Here is an 18,309-nt window from a genome sequence, read left to right on the forward strand (position 1 = left end):
CCTGACCGAGGGCGCTTCCCCGCGCGGGGAAGCGCCCTCTCCCGTTCCTACAGCGCGACGCCGAGCAGCGCGTCCACCGATCGGGACACGACGCCGGGGGCGCTCTCGTCCGCGCCGCCCCGCTCCTGCTGGAGCGCCGCCCAGCGGTCGACCGCGGCGAGGGCGGCCGGGGCGTCGAGGTCGTTCGCGAGAGCCTCGCGGATCTCCTCGACCAGTGCCTCGGCGCCCGGGCCGTCGGGCCGGGAGACGGCCGCGCGCCAGCGGGCCAGGCGGGTCTCGGCGTCCCGGAGCACCTGGTCGGTCCACTCCCAGTCGGCCCGGTAGTGGTGGGCGAGGAGCGCGAGCCGGATGGCGACGGGGTCGACGCCGTCCCGGCGCAGCGCGGAGACGAAGACCAGGTTGCCCTTGGACTTGGACATCTTCTCGCCGTGCAGGGCGACCATGCCCGCGTGGACGTAGGCCTTGGCCATGGGGAACTCGCCGGTGAGCACCTGGGCGTGCGAGGCGCCCATCTCGTGGTGCGGGAAGGCGAGGTCGGAGCCCCCGCCCTGGACGTCGAAGCCCATGCCGAGGTGGTCCAGGGCGATGGCCACGCACTCGATGTGCCAGCCGGGGCGGCCCCGGCCGAGCGAGGCGCCGTCCCAGCTCGGCTCGCCCTCGCGGGCGGCCATCCAAAGCATCGGGTCGAGCGGGTTCTTCTTGCCCGGACGGTCCGGGTCACCGCCGCGCTCGGCGGACAGCAGCCGCATCGCGGCGGCGTCGAGGCCCGAGACCTTGCCGAAGTCGGGGTCGGCCTCGACGGAGAAGTAGATGTCGCCGTCGAGATCGTAGGCGGCGCCCGCCGCACGCAGGCGTTCGACGAGCGGCACGATGCCGGGTATCGCCTCGACGGCGCCGATGTAATGCCGCGGGGGCAGCATGCGCAGGGCGGTCATGTCCTCGCGGAAGAGGGCGGTCTCCTTCTCGGCGAGGGCCACCCAGTCGACGCCGTCGCGCTCGGCCCGCTCCAGCAGCGGGTCGTCGACGTCGGTGACGTTCTGCACGTAGTGGACCTGCCGCTTGGTGTCGAGCCACACGCGCTGCACGAGGTCGAACGCGTTGTAGGTCGCCGCGTGACCCATGTGGGTCGCGTCGTACGGGGTGATGCCGCAGACGTAGATACGGGCGACGGGACCGGGCTCGAGGGTGACGAGTCCACCGGTCGCGGTGTCGTGGATCCGGAGGTCGCGGCCCTTGCCGGGCAGGGCGGGGACCTCAGAAGCGGGCCAGGCATACATGTCATGAGCGTAACCGGACCGGCGTTCCATATACGAACCGGATCGGGCCGGATGGCCGGTAAGGCGCTCTTGCGCGTCACCCGCCCGTATGCGGTACGGCGGTACCCGGTGCCGTAGGGCTAGACCGGCGGCCAGGGGATCGCGGGCCACTCCCCGCTCGGCTCGGGGTGGACGCCCGTGGTGAGCATCGCCTCGACCCGCGCGCGGGTGGCGTCGATCTCCGCCGCGGTGATCAGGGGGGTGAGGGTCGCCGTGAGTGCCCCGCGGGGCTCCAGTGCCGCCTTCAGGCCCTTGAGGACGTCGACGGCCTCCCCGGTGAGGGCCTCGCCCGCCCAGCCCCACAGCAGGGTGCGCAGCTTGTTCTCGACGTTGAAGGTGACCCCGTGATCGATGCCGTAGAGCCGCTCCTCGGCGGCGGGCAGCAGATGACCGCCCTTGCGGTCGGCGTTGTTGATCACGGCGTCCAGGACGGCGAGCCGGCGCAGCCGCTCGTCGTCGGCGTGCACCAGCAGGGCGGTGCGCCCCTCACCCACCTCGGCGAACCCGACGGCCTTCCAGCCCGGCCCGGGCTCCTCCCGGTCCACCAGCGCGAGCAGTTCGCTGCCGGGCACGAGGTCGATCCACAGCTGGCACATGCCCTCGCCGTGGGGGCCGTCCCGCAGCACGGTGGGCGGTACGAGGTCCCAGCCGGTCGCCTCGGAGACCGCGTACGCGGCGACCTCCCGCTCGGCGAGGGTGCCGTCGGGGAAGTCCCACAGCGGGCGCTCGCCGGCGATCGGCTTGTAGACGCAGGACGCCTCCTGGCCCGCGTGGGACACCGTGCAGAACAGGGCCGCGTTCGACGCCTCGCGGATCCGGCCGCGGACGGTGAGCTCCCCTTCGGTGAGCAGATCCAGCGGGGTCACGCTCCGCGGCGGTATCCGTTCTGGCGCGGACATACGTGTCCCTCCGGGTCCAGGGGCAGGCTGCACAGCGGGCACGGCGGCCGCCCGGCGTTGACGACGTCCAGGGCGCGCTTGGCGAAGGCCCGGGCCTGCGCGCCGGTGAGCCGGACCCGCAGCATCGGGGGGCCGTTCTCCTCGTCCTGGAGCAGCCGCTCCTCGGCCTCGGCGAGGTCCTCGTCGGACTCCGCCTCCAGCTCGACCAGGGCCTGCGCCTCGACGATCATGCGCTGTTCCTCGCCGTCCCAGGCCAGCGCCATGGTGCCGACCCGGAACTCCTCCTCGACCGGGGCGTCGAGGGGTGCGGTGTCGGAGACCTCGGTGGGGGCCATGGCGGGCACCGCGGCGCTGCCGCCGCTGCGCCGTACGACCTCGTCGAGCAGTTCGTCCATGCGCTCGGCGAGCGCGGCCACCTGCGTCTTCTCCAGGGCCACGCTGGTCACCCGACCCCCTGCGGACGCCTGGAGGAAGAACGTACGGCGTCCGGGCAGTCCGACCGTGCCGGCCACGAAACGCTCCGGGGGGTCGTAGAGGAACACCTGACGGGACACGTCCTGTCTCCATGGGAATCGTGAACGGACTCGGGATCGGGCCGCTACCGCGACCGCTTCACCCTACTGCGCTTGGCGATCACGGTGCGCCCGCACCACCCCCGACCGGGGCGTCGCCGGCCGGCGGCTCCTCCCGGGGCGCCAGGGAGGCGAAGTCCCCGGTGTCACCGAGGCGGAGAAGGAACGGCCGCAGACGTGTGTAACGGATCGCGGTGATGGAACACGGTTCGACAGCGATCCGCTGGAAGAGGTCCAGATGAAGTCCGAGTGCCTCCGCCACCAGGGACTTGATGATGTCGCCGTGCGAGCACATCAGATACACGGCGTCGGAGCCGTGCTCGCGCTCCACGCGCGCGTTCCACTCGCGTACGGCCTCGGCGGCGCGGGTCTGCATCGCCCGCATCGACTCGCCGCCGGGGAACGCGGCCGCCGAGGGGTGCGCCTGGACGATCTCCATCAGGGGTTCGTCCTTGAGCTCGGCGAGCTTGCGGCCGGACCAGTCGCCGTAGTCGCACTCCCCGATCCGCTCGTCGGTGTGCGCCCGCAGCCCGGGCCGGGCGTCGAGGAGCGGCCGTACGGTCTCCTCGCAGCGCTGCAGGGGGCTGGTGACGACCTCGGAGACCGGCAGCCCGGCGAGGCGTCCGGGCAGGGCGGCGGCCTGCGCGGCGCCGCGTTCGTCGAGGGCGACGCCGGGCGTCCACCCGGCGAGCAGTCCCTCGGTGTTGGCGGTGGAACGTCCGTGCCGGACCAGGATCAGGGTGGGCATGCGGCCCAGGGTAGGCGCACCTCGGGGTGCACCGGCCGGGAGCAGGCGGGAGAATACGCTCCGTGATCGTCGACTGCGCCATCTACCGTGACGGCACGCGGACGGAGGGGCCCAAGGACTTCTCCCTCGCGCTGGCGCAGTGCCGCAGGGGCGGTGACGCCTTCGTCTGGATCGGGCTGTACGAGCCCACGGAGGGCGAGTTCGACCGGGTCGCGCAGGAGTTCGGGCTGCATCCGCTGGCCGTCGAGGACGCCCTCACCGCCCACCAGCGCCCCAAGCTGGAGGTCTACGACGACTCGCTGTTCATGGTCCTCAAACCGGTCGGCTACGAACCGAAGCACGACGTCGTCTCGGCCGGCGAGGTCATGGTCTTCATCGGCGACTCGTTCGTGGTGACGGTGCGGCACGGCGAGGAGGCGCCGCTGGCCGCCGTACGCAGCCGTCTGGAGGCCGAGCCGGAGATGCTGCGGCACGGTCCCACGGCGGTGCTGTACTCGATCGCCGACGCGGTCGTCGACCACTACGTGGACGTGGCGGGCGAACTGAGCACCGACCTGGAGGAGCTGGAGGCCGACGTGTTCTCGCCGACCGGCGGTGGCTCCCGGCACACGGCGTCCCGGATCTACAACTTCAAGCGGCAGATCCTGGAGTTCCGCCGCGCCACCGGCCCGTTGGCCCAGCCGCTGGACCGGCTCGCGGGCGGTGGCGTGTTCGGCGTCCGGGTGCCCTTCGTGCACGCCAAGGCGCAGCCGTTCTTCCGTGACGTCAACGACCATCTCACGCGGGTGAACGAGTCGGTGGAGGCCCTGGACCGGCTGGTGTCGGACATGCTCTCGGCGCATCTGGCGCAGATGAGCGTCCGGCAGAACGACGACATGCGGAAGATCTCCGCGTGGGCGGCCATGGCCGCGGTCCCCACGATGATCGCGGGGATCTACGGCATGAACTTCGACCACATGCCCGAGCTGCACTGGCTGTGGTCGTATCCGGCCGTGATCGCGGGCATGGCCGCCCTGGAGGTCATGCTGTACCGGCTCTTCAAGAGCCGGGGGTGGTTGTAGCCGGGCCGGCCGCTAGGCGAACTCGGGGGCGGAGGTGGCCGGGCCGCCCAGGGCGTCACGGCGCTCGGGCATCTTCAGGGAGACCATCCGCCGCCAGCCCGCGGCCCGTTCCCAGGCGTACACCGCGTGGATGCCGGCGGCGAGCACCGCCGACTTGGGGCGCGGCCAGTCGAGGATGCGGCCCATGTGGGCCATGACGGCGAGGCTGACGTCGCGGTAGATCCGGATCTCCGCGAGCGCGCACTCGCGGAGGGTCCGCTGGATCACGCGGCCGTGTCCGGCGTAGGCGAAGCGCAGCAGTTCCTCGTGGCAGTAGGCGAGGTGGTTGTCCTCGTCGTTGGAGATCATCTTGACCGCGCGGCCGAGGTCGGGATGGTCGGAGAAGTGCTTGCGCAGCAGCTCCATCTCCTCCGAGGCGCGCTGTTCGGTGACCCTGCTGTGGGCGAGGTAGGTGACGATGTCCGGCACGGTGAGCCGCTCCTCGCCCTTGAGCTTCTCGTGGGCGAGGCCGATGCCGTTCTTCTCCAGGAGCATCGTGTAGTCGGTCTCGTGCGGGACGGGGACGGGCTCCAGACCGCGCTTCTTCAGCAGGGCGTTGAAGATCCGCCCGTGCTTGTCCTCGTCGGCGCCATGGCGGGTGATCTTGGGGGCGAGCGCGCGCTCGCCGTCCGGGACGAGCGCGGCGATGCGGGCGTTCTCCCAGCCGCCCTGGGACTCCCCGCTCGCGGCGATGGAGCAGAACAGGGCGAAGGACTCGTCGTTGTCGAGGATCTCCGTGAACAGACTCTTGGCCGAAAGCATCGTGAGCACCTCTCTGCGGGCCTCCGCGGGACTCCGCAAAGAACGAGTCAAATGCGGCGTGAGGGGTGCTGCAACAGTTGTGTCGGACAACTCCGCCAAAAGGAGGACCGGCGGTGTCACGACGGGGGCGTAACCGCACGGGCGTGGGCGCGTTGTTCTGCGTGACGGCCGTGGCGGGGAAGACCCCCGAGCCCCCACCACGGCCGCGGAAACTTCTTCCGGTGGTTACGCGAGTCCGGCCCGCTCCAGGGCCTCGGTGCCGGCCCGCAGCGAGGCGAGGCGCTCGTCGAGGGTGAAGCCCGCGGGGGCGAGCGTGAGGCTGGTGACCCCGGCCGCCGCGTAGGCCTTCATCCGGTCGGCGATCCGGTCCACGGAACCGAGCAGGGTGGTGGAGTCGATCAGGTCGTGCGGTACGGCCGCGGCGGCGCCCTGCTTGTCGCCGGAGAGGTACTTGTCCTGGATCTCCGCGGCTTCCTTCTCGTACCCCATGCGCTGGGCGAGCTGGTTGTAGAAGTTCTGCTTGCGGCTGCCCATGCCGCCGACGTACAGGGCGGTGTAGGGGCGGAAGGTGTCGGCGAGTGCCGTCACGTCCTTGTCGTCGCCCAGGGCGAGCGGCACGGTGGGGCAGACGTCGAATCCGTCGAGGGTCTTGCCGGCCTTCTCCCGGCCCGCGCGCAGGTACTTGATCGCCGTGTCCTCCAGGTGCTCGGCGGAGGGGAAGATCAGCAGCGCGCCGTCGGCGATCTCGCCGGTCTGTTCGAGGTTCTTCGGGCCGATCGCGGCGATGTACAGCGGGATGTGCTCGCGGGTGGGGTGCACGGTGAGCTTGATGGGCTTGCCGGGGCCGCCGGGCAGCGGCAGCGTCCAGTGCTCACCGTCGTGACTGAGGCGCTCGCGGCTCATCGCCTTGCGGACGATCTCGACGTACTCGCGGGTGCGGGAGAGCGGCTTGTCGAACTTGACGCCGTACCAGCCCTCGGAGACCTGCGGTCCGGAGACGCCGAGGCCGAGGCGGAAGCGGCCGCCGGAGAGGGAGTCGAGGGTGGCGGCGGTCATCGCGGTCATCGCCGGCTGGCGGGCCGGGATCTGGAAGATGGCCGAGCCGACGTCGATGCGCTCGGTCTTGGCGGCGACCCAGCTGAGCACGGTGGCGGCGTCCGAGCCGTAGGCCTCGGCGGCCCAGCAGACGGCGTAGCCGAGGCGGTCGGCCTCCTGGGCGACGGCGAGGTTGTCGCCGTCCATTCCGGCACCCCAGTAGCCGAGGTTGATCCCGAGCTGCATGGCCGATTCCCCTTACTGATCAGTAACGTCCCTGTTCCCGAGACCTTAGCGCGGTGACGGCCCTGGCGGGGAGGGTGGCGGGGTGCGGCGCGAGCGCTCATTTCGTTGACCGGGAAACTGGTTATCCACAGGCACCCACGCGGAAGGCTCTGGCCAGTAATCTCGGCGTTCATGGAGCAGAGGCATCTCGGCCGGACCGGCCTTCGTGTGTCCCGTATCGGACTCGGCACCCTCACCTGGGGCAGGGACACCGACGAGCACGACGCCGCGGACCTCTTGAAGACGTTCTGGGAAGCCGGCGGGACGCTCATCGACACGGCGGACGTGTACGGCGACGGGGAGGCCGAGTATCTGCTCGGGCAGCTCATGGAAGGGCTGGTGCCGCGCCGGGACCTGGTCATCTCGACCAAGGCGGGCAGCGTGCCCGACCCGGACCGCCGGTTCGACGGCTCCCGGGGGCATCTGCTCGCCGCCCTGGACGCCTCGCTGGCCCGGCTCGGCACCGAGTACGTCGACCTGTGGCACATCCACGCCTTCGACCCGGACACCCCGCTGGAGGAGACCCTCCAGGCCCTCGACATCGCGGTCAGCAGCGGCCGGGCGCGGTACGCGGGCGTCTCCAACTTCTGCGGCTGGCAGCTCGCCAAGGCCGCGACCTGGCAGCTGGCGGCGCCGGGCATACGGACCCGGCTGGCCAGTACGCAGCTGGAGTACTCGCTGCTCCAGCGGGGCGTGGAGCGCGAGGTGCTGCCCGCCGCGCTGGACCTCGGCATCGGGCTGCTGCCGTCCTCACCGCTCGGGCGGGGCGTGCTCACCGGCAAGTACCGGGCCGCCGCTGCGCCACCCGACTCCCGGGGCGCGTCCGAGCACTTGGCGCCCTTCGTCGCGCCGTATCTCGACGACACCGCGAGCCGGATCGTGGACGCGGTGCAGACCGCGGCGGACGGACTCGCGGTGACCCCGCTCCAGGTGGCCCTCGCCTGGGTGCGCGACCGGCCGGGGGTGACCGCGCCCATCATCGGCGCGCGCAACGCGCAGCAGCTCACGGCGGCATTGTCAGTGGAGGCCCTTAGTCTTCCTGACGAGATCTGCCGGGCGCTCGACGATGTGTCGGCGCCCGTGCACCGCTATCCCGATCACGACTGGAGCACGCTGTGAGCACGGAGCCCGAGACCACGGAGCCGGAGATCACGGGGAACCCCGAACCGGGGGCACCGGGCGCGTCCGAGGGTGACGAGGGCCCCGCGTCCGAGGGCGCCCAGGGGGCCGAGGGCGGCGCTTCCGGTGAGGGCGCTCAGTTGTCCGAGGCCGGGGCCGAGCTGGCGGCGCAGCGGGTCGAGCGGGAGCGGATCGCGCGGCGGAAGGCCGAGAAGGCGGGGCCGGTCGAGGCCGGGGGCAAGCTCAGCGGGACGGCCGCGGATCTGCTGGCCGCCGTACGGGCCGTGGAGGGCGGCGCCAAGCCCGCGGCCACCGTCTTCGCCGAGCCCGAGCCCGCACCCCGGCGGTCCGCCCAAGAGCCGGGGCGCCGGGCGCAGCCCGTGGTGGCCGAGGCACCGGCGGCGCCCGCGGCCGAGGCCGTGGCGGGTGTGGCGCAGGTACTGGCCGAGGGCGGCGCCCCGGGCACGCTGGCGCCCCAGGTCGCCGCCGCGCTCGGTGAGGGCGCGGACGAACAGTTGCGGGCGGATCCCTGGCAGTTGCTGCGGGTCGGCGGGGTACGGCCGGAGCAGGCCGACGGGTTCGCGCGGGCGCTGCTGGGCGCCGAGTGCGGTCCGGACGACGAGCGGCGGGGCCGGGCGCTGACCGTCTGGCTGCTGGAACAGGCGGCCGTGGCGGGGCATACGGCGCTGGAACTGCCGACGCTCACCGCCGCGCTGGCCCGCCAGGGGGTGCCCGACGCGGACGCCGCCGTCGAGCACACGCTCGCGGAGGGCGAGGCGCTGGCCTTCCAGGACGCGCTGGATGACGCTCCGGCGGCGGGCGACGCAGGGGGCGAGGAGGGTGAGGAGCGGCCCGTCCGGGTGCTCGTCGGGCTCGAGCGGTACGCCCTCGCGGAGGAGAGCCTCGCCGACGGTCTGGGGCGACTGATCAACTCCGTGCCCAAGCAGGACGGTTCGGCGGGCGCCTGGGACGAGGCCGCCGCCTCGGCCGGGGGTTCCGCGGGCGAGCTGATCCGCGCGGTCGCCGGGCACGCCCTGGTCCTGCACACCGGCGGCGCGGCTTCGCTTGCCGAACCGGCGGCACTGCTGCGCGCGGCGCACGGCATGGGCCTGCGCGCCTGGGCCGCGGCCCACAGCCCGCTGGGCCGGAGCGACTTCGCGAAGCTCCTGGAGGTGGACGCGGGCGACAGCCCGCCGACCGGTCCGCTGTCCGGCATCGGAACCGTCACCCTCGCCGGCCTGCTCTCCGGTGCCGAAGGGCCGGGGCGGGACGTGGACGGGGCGCTGGATCTCGATCTGCTGGTCGTGGTCGACGCACCGCAGCTGGACGTCGAGGCGGCCGCTCTGGTCGTGGAGTCGCTGGCGGACGGGGCGCGGCTGGTGCTGGCCGGGGATCCTGGGGTGCTGTGGTCGGCGGGGGCCGGGCGGGTGTTCGCGGATCTGCTGGCGGCCCGGGTCTGTCCGCAGGTCGCGTCCCGGCGGCCGGATCCCGGACCCATCGGCGAGCTGATCTCCGGCATCGGCATCGGTGAGCTGAACCAGGTCGAGGCGCCCGGCAAGGAGGTCGTGATCGTGCCGGTGCGGGACGCGGGCGAGGCCGTGCACCGGACCGTGCAGCTCGTCGCCGACTCGGTGCCGCGCGCGATCGGGGTGCGGCCCGAGGACACCCAGGTCATCACGCCGGGACACGGCGGTGCGGCCGGTACCCGTGCGCTCAACGCGGCGCTGAAGGAACGGCTCAATCCCGGCCCCGGCCGCTTCGCCGGCTTCGACCCCGGGGACCGGATCGCCTACTCCCCCGCACCTGGCCGTACGCTGCCGGGCCGGGTCGTGAAGGCCGACGCCGACGGGCTGCACCTGTCCTGTGCGGGCGAGGCCGTCGTCGTACCGAAGGAGCGGGTGGAGCAGTGCGTGCGGCACGGGTGGGCGCTCACCGCGCATCAGGCCGTCGGCGGACGCTGGCCCGCGGCCGTGGTCGTGCTGCCCGGTGACGCGGCGGGGGCGCTCAGCCGGCCGTGGGTGTACACGGCGTTCGGCCGGGCGGAGCGGCATCTGTCCGTGGTGCACGGCGTGGAGCAGGCGCTGCCCCGGGCCGTGGCCGAGGTCCCGGCCAAGCCCAGGACGACCCGCCTCCCAGCACTGCTGATCCCGCAGCCGGGCCAACCCGCCTAGGGGCCCGGGGAACTGCGCGACCAGCCACAACGAAACCCGCGCACGACGGCGCAACCGTGCAAAAGGCGACGGCGCTCACGGAGAACTCCGTGAGCGCCGTCGCCCGAGCCCAGCGCTAGCGTTCCGCGTCCAGCGGCTCCAGATCCTCGTCCTCGTCGTCCTCCGCCACGTCCTCCGCGTCCAGCTCGTCGTCGAAGACCGCGCTGACGTCGAAGCGGCAGACCACCCGCTGCGGATCGATCTGCTCGAACGGCGCCTCCAGCCAGTCGCCGGGGTCGGCCGGTTCGTCGGCGGCGGTCACCCACAGCGTGGAGTCGCCCTCCTCCAGGCCGAACTCCTTGTGCCGGGAGGCGATCTCGTCCGGCTCGAACTCGCCGAACAGAATGCCCAGCGCGCCGTGGACCGTGCCCGACGCCTCCCCGTCCGTGTCGTAGTCCGCGGCCTCGACCCGCTCCGCCTGCGCCAGCAGCCGCTGCGGTTCCACCACGGCGTAGTCGCGCCGGATCAGCACGCTCACCGCGTTCGGCTCCTCGGGACCCGCGTACGGCGGCAGGCCGTCGTCGGTGCCGGGGATCTCGAAGGGTGTGACCTCGTCGTAGCGGTCGTAGAGCAGCTCGTCGTACGCCTCGGCGGCCGTGGCCAGCTGGTTGAACGCCTCGTAGACGGCCGGGTCGTCCTCCCCCGACCGGCGTTCGACCGCGGCGAGATGGCGGTCGAGCGCGGTCTTGACCGCCTCGGCGGCGGCGCGTACCTCGGCAGCGGTGGGCTGCGCAGCATCAGACATAGTGCAGACGCTATCCGTACCGGGCCCCAGCCCGCACAATAGATGCGATGCCGGAATACGAATTTGTCGACGTGTATGTACCGCGCGGGGTTTCCCGCAAGGACGCCACACGCCTGCTGACGGACCATGCCGAGTACGGACACTGGGAGTTGGACCGACTGAGCCTGCTGCGCGACGGAAGCCGCAGGGTGCGGCTGCGCCGCAGGATCATCCGCCAGGTGCGCGCCACTTGGTGAAAGCAGACAAAGACGGAGCGGGCCCCGCCACCACGGCGGGGCCCGCTCCGTTGTACGCGGTGTCTCAGGCCGAGGCCCGCGCCTTGCGGTACAGCACCGCGCCCGCCAGCAGCGCCCCCGCGCCCGCGGGGAGGACGAGGCCCAGCGGAAGCTCACTGCCGGTGGCGGCGAGCCGGCCGAGACCGTCGGGCTCGGTGACGGACCCGGCTCCCGGCAGGTCGGCCCGCGGGGTGCCGTCGGGTGTCACATCGCCCGAGGTGGACGGGGTGCCCGGGGTTCCGGGACGAGACGTGCCGTCCGGATTGTCGCGATCACTCGGGTTGTTCGGGTTACCCGGATGGCTCCCGGAGTCGCCCGGGTGCTCCGGGCCGCCGGGACCGCCCGGGTGCTCCGGCCCTCCCGGACTGCCGGGCTGTTCCGGCGCCCCCGGAGGATTCCCGTACCCGTCGCCGTCGTCCCCGGATCCGCCTCCGTTCCCGCAGTCATTGCCGGTGGCCCCATTGCCCACCCCGACAACATTGACGCTGTTGCCGCAGACATTGACCGGCGCATGGACGGGCACCTGGACATGGTTGCCGGATGCCACACCGGGCGAGTCCGAGGCGTACCCGCCGGAGTGCGCGCCCCCAGAGCTCCCGGAGCCTCCGGAAGCCCCGGCGCCCCCGGAGCGCACCGAGTGATTGACGCACGTGTTGCCGACCGCCGGGTTGAGCACCCCGACGACGTCGACCGTGTTGCCGCAGGCGTTGACCGGCGCGTGCACCGGCGCCTGGACCGTGTTGCCCGACAGCACTCCGGGCGAGTTCGAGCTGGATCCGCTCGCGCCGGAGTCGGCCTGGGCGGCCCCTCCCGCGGCGGCGATCACGCCGGTCGCGGCCGCCACGGTCATCAGGCCCTTGCGGGTGACCTGTCGCATTGCTGAATTCCCTGCCTTCCCCCACAACTGACCCACACGAAAAGACCGGTCGGTCCCGGAGCGCATGGCACGCGCTCCGGGACCGACGGCGTGGAACGAAACCTCAGAAAGGCAGCGTCACTTGTTCACGCAGGTGTTGCCGAAGGCGGGGTTCAGCAGCCCGATCACGGAGATCGTGTTGCCGCACACGTTCACCGGGATGTGCACAGGAACCTGGACCACGTTGCCGGACAGGACACCCGGGGAGTGCACGGCGGCACCCTGGGCACCGGAGTCGGCGACGGCCAGGCCGGCACCCGCGAGAACCAGACCACCGGTGGCAGCCGCAGCGGCGACGATCTTCTTGATCATTATTCCTCCTTGTTGGCAATGCGATCCCAAGTAGCGGATCGCATCAGCAGTAACGAGGAGGGAGTAATGGAGCTACGAGCTTATCGTCGCATTCACTCTTCTCAGTCAATTCCGCACGGGCGGCCGATTAGTGAAGTTTCGTTTCAGTGGACCAATTCGGGACGACTTCAGGACGCGTCGAGGAACCGGTCGAGCACCCGCACACCGAACTTGAGACCGTCCACGGGCACCCGCTCGTCGACCCCGTGGAACATGCCCGCGAAGTCCAGCTCCGGCGGCAGCTGAAGCGGCGCGAAGCCGAAGCAGCGGATGCCGAGGTCATCGAAGGACTTGGCGTCGGTGCCGCCGGAGAGCATGTACGGCACGGCGCGCGCGATCGGGTCCTCGGCGCTCAGCGCGGTCTGCATGGCGTCGACGAGCCGGCCGTCGAAGTCGGTCTCCAGCGCCTTGTCGGCGTGCACGTCCTCGCGCCGCACGCGCGGGCCGAGCAGCCGGTCGAGGTCGGCGAGGAACTCCTCCTCGTAGCCGGGCAGGAAGCGGCCGTCGACGTGCGCGGTGGCCTGGCCGGGGATGACGTTGACCTTGTAGCCGGCACCGAGCATGGTGGGCGCCGCCGAGTTCTTCAGGGTCGCGCCGACCATCTTGGCGATGCCGCCGAGCTTGGCGAGCGTCTCGTCCATGTTCTCGGGGTCGAGTTCGGTGCCGAGCGCGTCGGAGAGCTCGTCGAGGAAGGACCGCACGGTCTTGGTGACCCGGACCGGCCACTTGTGCCGCCCGAGCCGGCCGACGGCCTCGCACAGCTCGGTGATGGCGTTGTCGTCGTTGGTCATCGAGCCGTGGCCGGCGGTGCCGTCGACGGTGAGCCGCATCCAGTGCATGCCCTTCTGGGCGGTCTCCACCAGGTACAGCCGCAGCTTCTCGTTGACGGTGAAGGAGAAGCCGCCGACCTCGCCGATCGCCTCGGTGACCCCCTCGAAGAGCTCCGGGTGCTTCCGGACCAGGTACTTGGCGCCGTAGGTGCCGCCCGCCTCCTCGTCGGCGAGGAACGCGAGGACGATGTCCCGCGGCGGCTTGCGGCCGCTGCGCAGCCGGTCGCGCACGACGGCCAGCGTCATCGCGTCCATGTCCTTCATGTCGACGGCCCCGCGTCCCCACACACAGCCGTCCGCGATCTCGCCGGAGAAGGGGTGGTGGGTCCAGTCGGCGGCGTTGGCCGGGACGACGTCGGTGTGGCCGTGGATGAGGAGCGCGGGCCGGGAGGGGTCCTCGCCCTCGATGCGGGCCACGGTGGAGGCGCGCCCCTGGTGCGACTCGATGATCCGCGGCTCCAGGCCGACTTCGGCGAGCTTCTCGGCCACGTACTCGGCGGCCTTGCGCTCCCCGGGACCGGAGTGGTCGCCGTAGTTGCTCGTGTCGATCTGGATCAGCTCGCGGCAGAGGTCCACGACCTCGTCCTCGCCGGTGACGCCCTTGGCCGTGTCGGTCCCGCTCACGCTGCTTCCTCCCGCTGTCACTGCTGGTGGTCCCCCACATCCTCCTCCTGGGACCGGTCCGGACCCAAGACCGCCCCTGCCCCGTCACACGCGGTTCACGCCGGAACAGGGGGTGATCGGCCACCTCCGAAAGCCTGGTAATGTTTCCTCTGTCGCCGCGGGGGAAACCCCGCACGACAGACACCTTGTCCGGGTGGCGGAATGGCAGACGCGCTAGCTTGAGGTGCTAGTGCCCTTTATCGGGCGTGGGGGTTCAAGTCCCCCCTCGGACACCAGTGGTTACACCGTCGAGTGCCGGCCGGGAGCGATCCCGACCGGCACTTCGCGTTTCACGGCACGCTCCCCCCGTCCGGCGCTGACGTTCATCAGGCGGTACGCCCGTTGACACGCTCCGGAGTCGAACCGGCGCTCTGTGTGGGGCATCTCTCGCGCCCGCGCAAAACAGCAGGTCACCGCCGTACTCACGGCACCCGGACGGCCCGGAAGATCCATCCCGAGTGGCAGTACGAAGGGGTCGCGCCTAGCGTCGTACTAAAATTTCCGGCTTGTTACGGAGCTGGAGACGGACAACCCCAGGCAGACCTGCGGGCCCGCCAGCGCCCCGGAGGCTTCCGGGATCGAGACGCGAGGACCCGATGGCAGCCATACACGAGAGCAGTGCTCTCGGTCTGCTCGACGAAGAGATCCGCGAGCGATTCGGTGATACGGCACGCTTCTCCGGAGGCCCGGCGGCCTCTCCCCGCACCCTCGTCGACATCCTCGACGCTGCCGTACGGTCGTACCCGGACGAGTTCGCCCTGGACGACGGCACGACCCGGCTGACCTACCGGGCGCTGGCCGTCGAGGTGGCCCGGGTGCGGCGGCTGCTCGCGGACGCGGGGGTCGGACTCGGGGACCGGGTGGGCGTGCGGGTGCCGTCCGGGACCAATGACCTCTACGTCGCCGTCCTGGCCGTGCTCGCGGCCGGTGCCGCCTATGTGCCGGTCGACGCGGAGGACCCCGACGAGCGGGCCGAGCTGGTGTTCGGGGAGGCGGACGTCCGGGCCGTCATCGGGGCCGGGCACGAGATCACCACGCACAGCAGGGCCGATGTCCCCGCCGGGCGGCCCGGTGTGGAGCACGACGCCTGGATCATCTTCACCTCCGGTTCCACCGGTAAGCCCAAGGGCGTAGCGGTCAGTCACGAGAGCGCCGCCGCGTTCGTGGACGCCGAGGCCGCGCTGTTCCTCACCGAGGACCCGATCGGGCCCGGTGACCGGGTCATGGCCGGGCTGTCGGTGGCCTTCGACGCGTCCTGCGAGGAGATGTGGCTGGCCTGGCGGTACGGCGCCTGTCTGGTGCCGGTGCCCCGGTCGCAGGTCCGGAGCGGCGCCGATCTCGGGCCGTGGCTGGTGGAGCAGGAGATCACGGTCGTCTCGACCGTGCCCACGCTGGCCGCGCTGTGGGAGCCGGAGACCCTCAACGACGTACGGCTGCTGATCTTCGGCGGTGAGGCCTGCCCGCCGGAGCTGGCGCAGCGTCTGGTGACCGAGGGCCGTGAGGTCTGGAACACCTACGGGCCGACCGAGGCGACCGTGGTGGCCTGTGCCTCGCTGATGAGCGGCGCGGAGCCGATCCGGATCGGGCTGCCGCTGAACGGCTGGGAGCTGGCCGTCGTCGACGAGGCCGGGGAGCCGGTGGCGATGGGCGCCAGCGGTCAGCTGGTGATCGGCGGGGTCGGGCTGGCCCGGTACCTGGACGCCGAGAAGGACGCGGAGAAGTACGCGCCCCTGGAGTCCTTGGGCTGGGAGCGGGCGTACCGCAGCGGTGACCTGGTCAAGGCGGAGCCGGAGGGGCTGATCTTCCTCGGGCGGGCCGATGAGCAGATCAAGCTCGGCGGGCGGCGGATCGAGCTGGGCGAGGTGGACGCGGCGCTCCAGGCGCTGCCCGGGGTCGCGGGCGCCGCGGCCGCCGTGCGCACCGCCCGCAGCGGCAACCAGCTCCTCGTCGGGTACGTCGTCACCCAGGACGGCTGGGACCAGGCGGTGGCCGTGGAGAAGCTGCGCGCCGAGCTGCCCGCGGCGCTGGTGCCGCTGCTGGCGCCCGTGGCGGACCTGCCGACCCGGACCAGCGGCAAGGTGGACCGGGGCGCGCTGCCGTGGCCGCTGGAGGGCGTGGAGACGGGCGGCAGGGCCGAGCAGCTCTACGGCACCGAGGCGTGGCTCGCCGAGCAGTGGACGGAGGTCCTGGGCATCCCGGTGACCGGCGCCCGCGACGACTTCTTCGCGATCGGCGGCGGCAGTCTGGCCGCCGCCCAGCTCACCACGAAGCTGCGCACGCGCTACCCCAGTGCGGCCGTCCTCGACATCTACCAGCAGCCGACCCTGCGGAAGCTGGCGCGGCATCTGGAGGAGTCCGCGCAGGACGACGGCGCTCAGCGGACGGTGGCACCGGTACCGAGGCGCGCGCAGGCGGTCCAGGTGCTGGCGCTGGTGCCGCTGTTCACGCTGCTGGGGCTGCGCTGGATGGTGCCGCTGGCCGCGCTGGGCAACGTCCTGCCCGCGTACGCCTGGCTGCCGACCGCGCCCTGGTGGCTGCTCGTGGCCGGGGCGCTGGTGCTGTTCAGCCCGCCGGGGCGGCTCGGGATCGCCGCGGGCGGCGCCCGGCTGCTGTTGCGCGGGGTGCGGCCGGGCCGGTACCCGCGCGGTGGGAGCGTGCATCTGCGGCTGTGGACGGCCGAGCGGCTCGCGGAGTTCAGCGGGGCGGCCTCGCTGACCGGGTCCTGGCTGGAGCGGTACGCGCGGGCGCTGGGCGCGAAGGTGGGGCAGGACGTCGATCTGCACTCGCTGCCGCCGGTCACCGGCATGCTGCGGCTCGGCCGGGGCGCGGCCGTCGAGTCCGAGGTGGATCTGTCGGGGTACTGGCTGGACGGTGACCGGCTGGTGATCGGACCGGTCAAGGTGGGCGCGCACGCCGTCGTCGGCACCCGCAGCATGCTCTTCCCGGGCGCCAAGGTCGGCAAGCGGGCCGAGGTGGCGCCGGGCTCGGCGGTGACCGGGCAGATTCCCACCGGGCAGCGCTGGGCGGGGGCGCCCGCGGTGAAGCTGGGCAAGGCGAAGCGGAACTGGCCGAAGGAGCGGCCGGTCCGGGGCACCTTCTGGCGGGGCATGTACGGCGTGAGCGGGCTCGCGCTCAGCGCGCTTCCGGTGCTGGCCGGGGCGGCGGCGCTGGCCGTGGCGTACCCGCTGGTCGACGCCGACGCTCCCCTGCAGGGGGCCGCGCTCGCGCTGGTCCCGGCGACGTTGGCCTTCGGTCTGGCCTACGCGCTGCTGATCCTGGTCGCCGTGCGGCTGCTCAGCCTGGGGCTCGCCGAGGGCACGTACGCCACGCACAGCCGGGTCGGCTGGCAGGCCTGGACGGTCACACAGCTGATGGACAACGCCCGCGAGACGCTGTTCCCGCTGTACGCCGGTCTGGTCACACCGCTGTGGCTGCGGCTGCTCGGGATGCGGATCGGCAAGGGCGCCGAGGTGTCCACGGTGCTGGCGCTGCCGAGCCTGACCACGGTCGGTGAGGGTGCCTTCCTGGCCGACGACACCCTGACCGCGCCGTACGAGCTGGGCGGGGGCTGGGTGCGGATCGGGCGCGCGGAGATCGGGCGGCGGGCGTTCCTCGGCAACTCGGGGATGACCGCGCCGGGGCGGAGCGTGCCGGACGACGGACTGGTGGGGGTGCTGTCGGCGACGCCGAAGAAGGCCAAGAAGGGCACCTCGTATCTGGGTCTGCCGCCGGTGAAGCTGCCGCGCAGCGCGAGCGACGGCGACCGGAGCCGGACGTACGACCCGCCGGCCCGGCTGCTGTGGGCGCGGGGTCTGGTGGAGCTGTGCCGGATCGTGCCGGTGTTCTGCTCGGCGGCGGTGGCCGTGCTGACGGTGGCCGCGCTGTGCGTGCTGGGCGGCTGGGCCTGGTTGCTGGGCGGGCTGGCGCTGCTCGCGGCGGGCGTGCTCGCGGGGCTGGTCTCGATCCTCGCCAAGTGGGCACTCGTGGGGCGGCACCGCAGCGGGGAGCATCCGCTGTGGAGCGGGTTCGTGTGGCGCAACGAGCTGGCCGACACCTTCGTGGAGGTGCTGGCCGTGCCGTGGCTGGCCGGATCCGTGCCGGGCACGCCGCTGATGACGGCGTGGCTGCGCGGGCTCGGCGCACGGATCGGCGAGGGCGTGTGGGTGGAGAGTTACTGGCTGCCGGAGACGGATCTGGTGACCCTGGAGGACGCGGCGACGGTGAACCGTGGCTGTGTGCTCCAGACGCACCTCTTCCACGACCGGATCTTGCGGACGGATACTGTGGTCCTCCGTGAGGGCGCGACGCTGGGTCCTGGCGGAATCGTCCTGCCCGGCAGCACGGTCGGGGCCCGCACCACGCTGGGTCCCGCGTCGCTGGTGATGGCCGCGGAGTCGGTCCCCGACGACACGCGCTGGCTGGGCAACCCGATCGAGGCATGGCGGCGCTGAGCGGTCGTACGACGTCGGGAGAGGACGAGGCA

The 18,309-nt window shown here is 72.3% G+C and carries 15 protein-coding genes and 1 tRNA gene; 6 read left to right on the forward strand and 10 right to left on the reverse strand.

Annotated elements, in window-relative coordinates; all coding sequences use genetic code 11:
• Positions 1-47: 47 nt before the first annotated feature.
• From mshC to STRCI_RS08700, 4 genes are all read right to left on the reverse strand, one after another.
• Positions 48-1,277 carry a cysteine--1-D-myo-inosityl 2-amino-2-deoxy-alpha-D-glucopyranoside ligase gene (gene mshC / locus STRCI_RS08685; protein ID WP_269658267.1) on the reverse strand — a complete coding sequence of 410 codons (1,230 nt, stop codon included), beginning with the start codon at positions 1,275-1,277 and terminating at the stop codon, positions 48-50.
• Positions 1,278-1,396: 119 nt separating this feature from the next.
• A complete protein-coding gene (locus STRCI_RS08690) occupies positions 1,397-2,215 on the reverse strand; it encodes an SCO1664 family protein (protein WP_269658268.1) in 819 nt (272 codons plus the stop codon).
• Positions 2,179-2,769 carry a DUF3090 domain-containing protein gene (locus tag STRCI_RS08695; RefSeq protein ID WP_269658269.1) on the reverse strand — a complete coding sequence of 197 codons (591 nt, stop codon included), beginning with the start codon at positions 2,767-2,769 and terminating at the stop codon, positions 2,179-2,181. The genes STRCI_RS08690 and STRCI_RS08695 overlap by 37 nt, the downstream gene beginning before the upstream one ends.
• Before the next feature lie 79 nt (positions 2,770-2,848).
• Positions 2,849-3,535, reverse strand: coding sequence for a histidine phosphatase family protein (locus STRCI_RS08700; protein ID WP_269658270.1), 687 nt, complete (start codon positions 3,533-3,535; stop codon positions 2,849-2,851).
• A 62-nt stretch (positions 3,536-3,597) separates the two neighbouring features.
• Between STRCI_RS08700 and corA the strand changes: the two genes are divergently transcribed.
• Positions 3,598-4,596 (forward strand): magnesium/cobalt transporter CorA, encoded by a 999-nt coding sequence (gene corA / locus STRCI_RS08705; protein ID WP_269658271.1) that lies wholly within the window; start codon positions 3,598-3,600, stop codon positions 4,594-4,596.
• Positions 4,597-4,608: 12 nt separating this feature from the next.
• Here the strand turns inward: corA and STRCI_RS08710 are convergent, their stop codons facing one another.
• Together STRCI_RS08710 and STRCI_RS08715 are read right to left on the reverse strand one after the other, a co-directional pair.
• A complete protein-coding gene (locus STRCI_RS08710; protein WP_269658272.1) occupies positions 4,609-5,397 on the reverse strand; it encodes a ferritin-like domain-containing protein in 789 nt (262 codons plus the stop codon).
• Positions 5,398-5,622: 225 nt separating this feature from the next.
• Complete coding sequence (locus STRCI_RS08715) at positions 5,623-6,678, reverse strand: LLM class F420-dependent oxidoreductase (protein ID WP_269658273.1); 1,056 nt, start codon at positions 6,676-6,678, stop codon at positions 5,623-5,625.
• Positions 6,679-6,849: 171 nt separating this feature from the next.
• Here STRCI_RS08715 and STRCI_RS08720 point away from each other — a divergent pair, with 171 nt between their 5' ends.
• Both STRCI_RS08720 and STRCI_RS08725 read left to right on the forward strand, forming a co-directional pair.
• A complete protein-coding gene (locus STRCI_RS08720) occupies positions 6,850-7,836 on the forward strand; it encodes an aldo/keto reductase (protein WP_269658274.1) in 987 nt (328 codons plus the stop codon).
• On the forward strand, positions 7,833-10,007 hold the full coding sequence (locus tag STRCI_RS08725; protein ID WP_269658275.1) for a helix-hairpin-helix domain-containing protein: 2,175 nt from the start codon (positions 7,833-7,835) through the stop codon (positions 10,005-10,007). The genes STRCI_RS08720 and STRCI_RS08725 overlap by 4 nt, the downstream gene beginning before the upstream one ends.
• 115 nt (positions 10,008-10,122) lie before the next feature.
• Here the strand turns inward: STRCI_RS08725 and STRCI_RS08730 are convergent, their stop codons facing one another.
• Positions 10,123-10,791, reverse strand: a complete 669-nt coding sequence (locus STRCI_RS08730) for a hypothetical protein (RefSeq protein WP_269658276.1) — start codon at positions 10,789-10,791, stop codon at positions 10,123-10,125.
• Between the two features lie 47 nt (positions 10,792-10,838).
• On the opposite strand from STRCI_RS08730, the gene STRCI_RS08735 reads away from it, so the two are divergent.
• On the forward strand, positions 10,839-11,027 hold the full coding sequence (locus tag STRCI_RS08735; protein WP_005485166.1) for a DUF5703 family protein: 189 nt from the start codon (positions 10,839-10,841) through the stop codon (positions 11,025-11,027).
• Positions 11,028-11,091: 64 nt separating this feature from the next.
• On the opposite strand, the gene STRCI_RS08740 is transcribed toward STRCI_RS08735, so the two are convergent.
• From STRCI_RS08740 to STRCI_RS08750, 3 genes are all read right to left on the reverse strand, one after another.
• The gene (locus STRCI_RS08740) at positions 11,092-11,943 is read right to left on the reverse strand and encodes a chaplin (RefSeq protein WP_269658277.1); all 852 of its coding nucleotides are present in this window, start codon (positions 11,941-11,943) and stop codon (positions 11,092-11,094) included.
• A 117-nt stretch (positions 11,944-12,060) separates the two neighbouring features.
• Positions 12,061-12,294: a chaplin ChpH gene (gene chpH, locus STRCI_RS08745; RefSeq protein WP_269658278.1), complete on the reverse strand. Its 234-nt coding sequence runs from the start codon at positions 12,292-12,294 to the stop codon at positions 12,061-12,063.
• A 167-nt stretch (positions 12,295-12,461) separates the two neighbouring features.
• Positions 12,462-13,787: a M20/M25/M40 family metallo-hydrolase gene (locus STRCI_RS08750; protein WP_269658279.1), complete on the reverse strand. Its 1,326-nt coding sequence runs from the start codon at positions 13,785-13,787 to the stop codon at positions 12,462-12,464.
• Positions 13,788-13,974: 187 nt separating this feature from the next.
• Between STRCI_RS08750 and STRCI_RS08755 the strand changes: the two genes are divergently transcribed.
• Together STRCI_RS08755 and STRCI_RS08760 are read left to right on the forward strand one after the other, a co-directional pair.
• A tRNA-Leu gene (locus STRCI_RS08755) sits at positions 13,975-14,062 on the forward strand.
• 360 nt (positions 14,063-14,422) lie between these two features.
• On the forward strand, positions 14,423-18,277 hold the full coding sequence (locus STRCI_RS08760) for a Pls/PosA family non-ribosomal peptide synthetase (protein WP_269658280.1): 3,855 nt from the start codon (positions 14,423-14,425) through the stop codon (positions 18,275-18,277).
• Positions 18,278-18,309: the final 32 nt, after the last annotated feature.

The organism is Streptomyces cinnabarinus (assembly GCF_027270315.1).
GTDB classification, from domain to species: domain Bacteria; phylum Actinomycetota; class Actinomycetes; order Streptomycetales; family Streptomycetaceae; genus Streptomyces; species Streptomyces cinnabarinus.